Here is a 2,826-nt window from a genome sequence, read left to right as displayed (position 1 = left end):
GTCCCGCCGCCCGCTGGGAGGCGCGTCCGCCGGGACACAGCGGCCGGATCGCGCCCGTCGGCGCCGGATCGCCGAGTAAGGTGCGGCCCATGGGCACCCTTCCCGTTCCCGTGACCGCCGCCGGCCGCACCGGGCTCGACGCCCTGCTGGCCCGCCCCTCCGACAGCGTCGTCGCGCTCGACTTCGACGGCACCCTCGCGCCTATCGTCGCCGACCCGACCCAGTCCCGGCCGCATCCGGCCGTCCTGCCCGCCCTGGCACAACTCGCACCCAAGCTACGCGCAGTGGTGGTCATCACCGGCCGGCCGGCCGAGACCGCCGTCGCCTACGGCGGTTTCGAGGGCGTGGCGGGACTTGAGCACCTGACCGTGCTCGGCGCGTACGGCGCGGAGCGCTGGGACGCCGCCACCGCCCGGCTCAGCAGCCCGCCGCCGCATCCCGGCATCGACCGCGTGCGGGCGGAACTGCCTGATCTCCTGCGGCGTTTGGAGGCACCCGAGGGCACGCGGGTGGAGGACAAGGGGCACGCGCTGGCCGTCCACACCCGACGCGCCGTCGACCCGGCCCGCGCCTACCGGTGGCTGCGCGAGCCGCTGGCCGACCTCGCCGCGCGGCACGAACTCCACCTGGAACCGGGCCGGTTCGTGCTGGAGATCCGCCCGGCAGGCATGGACAAGGGCACCGCGCTCACCGCCTTCCTCGACGAGTGCGACGCCGGGCCCGTCCTCTACGCGGGCGACGACCTCGGCGATCTGGCCGCCTTCGACGCGGTCGAGGAGCGGCGCCGGACGGGCGAGCCCGGCCTGCTGGTGTGCAGCGGCGACCCGGACGAGCAGGTCACCGCGCTCCAGGACCGGGCGGACCTGGTCGTCCAAGGGCCGGAGGGCGTTGCCGAGTTGCTCACCGCGCTGGCCGAGCGCACCCGGGAGCCCTGAGCGTCGGCCCCCTCGGCCCGGTACGACTTGTGTACCCGGCGTGGGCTGTGCGAGTGCGGTTCGCCCGTGGCGGCGTGTAGCGCCGTGGCCGGGCATGACGCGGGTTGCAGACTCCGAGTGATCGTTTCTCGGAACTCCGAGTGACTGTTCTTCGGAAGGAGCTTTCCACCGATGCGTAACACGATGCGTTCCCTGCTGGCGACCGCCGTGGTGCTGGGGGTCGCCGGTCTGGGCGCGGCTACCGCCCAGGCGACGGACCACCAGGCCGACATGCTGCCGGACCGGGGCTACCTCACGGTGTTCGACGTGGACGTCCACCACCCTCACGCCCCGGCGGCGTACGTGAAGGACTCCGCCTGGGTCTTCATCGACCAGTCGGCGACCAACATCAACATGAAGCAGAACGTCGGCTGAGGTCACTGCCGGCCGTACGGTCGAGTCCCCTACCCCCGCAGCGCCTGGAGTTGATCCAGGAACCAGCGCTGCGGGGGTAGTGCTGTCGCGGCGGACGCCAGGCGGCCGGCCCGCTCGGCCCGCTCCGCGGCGGGCAGCTCCAGCGCCTCCGCCAGCGCCCGGGCCGTGGCGCCGATGTCGTACGGATTGACGCTGAGGGCGTCGGCGGCCAGCTCCTCATGGGCGCCCGCCTCCCGGGACAGCACCAGCGCACAGCCCCGCTCGGAGACGACCGGCACCTCCTTGGCCACCAGGTTCATGCCGTCCCTGATCGGGTTGACCAGGGCGACGTCGGCGAGCCGGTAGGCGGCCAACGAGCGGGCGAAGTCGTCCTCGACGTGCAGCACCACGGGCGTCCAGGTGGCGGTGCCGTACTGGTCGTTGATCTGCTCGGCGGTCCGGGTGACCTCCGCGGTGTACTCGCGGTAGACGGCGAGGTCCTGCCGGGAGGGGTAGGCGAACGCGAGGTGCACGACGTTCTCCCGCCACTCGGGGTGGTCCTCCAGCAGCCGGCGGAAGGCGTGCAGACCGCGCACGATGTTCTTGGACAGCTCGGTGCGGTCGACGCGCACGACGGTCCGCCGGTCGCCGCCGCCGATCTGTTCGCGGAGGGCGGCCATCCGCTCCTCGACGTCCGGCCGGTGGGCGCGTTCGCGGAGGAAGTCGGCGTCGGCGCCGAGACCGTGCACGCCGATCCGCGTCGTCCGGCCCTCGTGGACGACGCTCAGCGCGTCGCCGTCCCGGTGGACCTCGGCGCCGAGCACGTCGGCGCAGCAGGCGGCGAACGCCTCCGCCCAGCGGTGGGTGAGGAAGGCGGCCCGGTCGGCGCCGAGCACCCCGCGCAGCACGTCGGCCGCCGTGTCGTCCGGCAGCAGGCGGTAGTAGTCGGGCGGTGCCCAGGGGGTGTGGCTGAAGTGGCCGACGCGCAGGTCCGGGCGGCGGGCCCGGAGCAGGCCGGGGACGAGGGTGAGGTGGTAGTCCTGCACCAGCACGGCCGCGCCCTCGTCGGCGTCCTCGGCGAGCGCGTCGGCGAACGCCGTGTTGTACGTCCGGTAGGCGGCGTACGCCTTCTCGAACGCGGCGTCGAAGACCGGCTCGAAGGGCGTCTGGTAGAGCATGTGGTGGACGAACCAGAGGACGGAGTTGGCGATGCCGTTGTAGGCGTCGGCGAACACCTCCGGATCGATGTCCAGCATCCGGACGCGCTGGCCGCCGGTGTCCGCGAGCGGCAGTCGTCCGCCGTCCGCCCGGGCCGCCGCCCGGTCGGCGTCGCCGAGCGCGGCGCACACCCACAGCGCGTCCGCGTCCGCGCCGATCGCTGACAGTCCCGACACGAGCCCGCCGCCGCCGCGCCTGGCGGTGAGGCCGTCCTCAGCGCGCGTGTAGGCGACGGGGCCGCGGTTGGATGCGACGAGAACCTGAGGCATATCGGCGAACG

At 73.7% G+C, this 2,826-nt stretch carries 3 protein-coding genes; 2 read left to right on the top strand and 1 reads right to left on the bottom strand.

Features of this window, described 5'->3' with window-relative positions:
• Positions 1–89 precede the first annotated feature (89 nt).
• Positions 90–935 carry a trehalose-phosphatase gene (gene otsB, locus GL263_RS24535; RefSeq protein ID WP_182857931.1) on the top strand — a complete coding sequence of 282 codons (846 nt, stop codon included), beginning with the start codon at positions 90–92 and terminating at the stop codon, positions 933–935.
• A 171-nt stretch (positions 936–1,106) separates the two neighbouring features.
• A complete protein-coding gene (locus tag GL263_RS24530; RefSeq protein ID WP_182857930.1) occupies positions 1,107–1,349 on the top strand; it encodes a hypothetical protein in 243 nt (80 codons plus the stop codon).
• Positions 1,350–1,378: 29 nt separating this feature from the next.
• Here the strand turns inward: GL263_RS24530 and GL263_RS24525 are convergent, their stop codons facing one another.
• On the bottom strand, positions 1,379–2,815 hold the full coding sequence (locus GL263_RS24525) for an alpha,alpha-trehalose-phosphate synthase (UDP-forming) (RefSeq protein WP_182857929.1): 1,437 nt from the start codon (positions 2,813–2,815) through the stop codon (positions 1,379–1,381).
• Positions 2,816–2,826 lie beyond the last annotated feature (11 nt).

This window comes from Streptomyces durbertensis (assembly GCF_014156695.1).
In the GTDB taxonomy this organism is placed as follows: domain Bacteria; phylum Actinomycetota; class Actinomycetes; order Streptomycetales; family Streptomycetaceae; genus Streptomyces; species Streptomyces durbertensis.
Note: the sequence above shows the minus strand (reverse complement) of the source record. Positions and strands in the feature narration are given on the sequence as shown.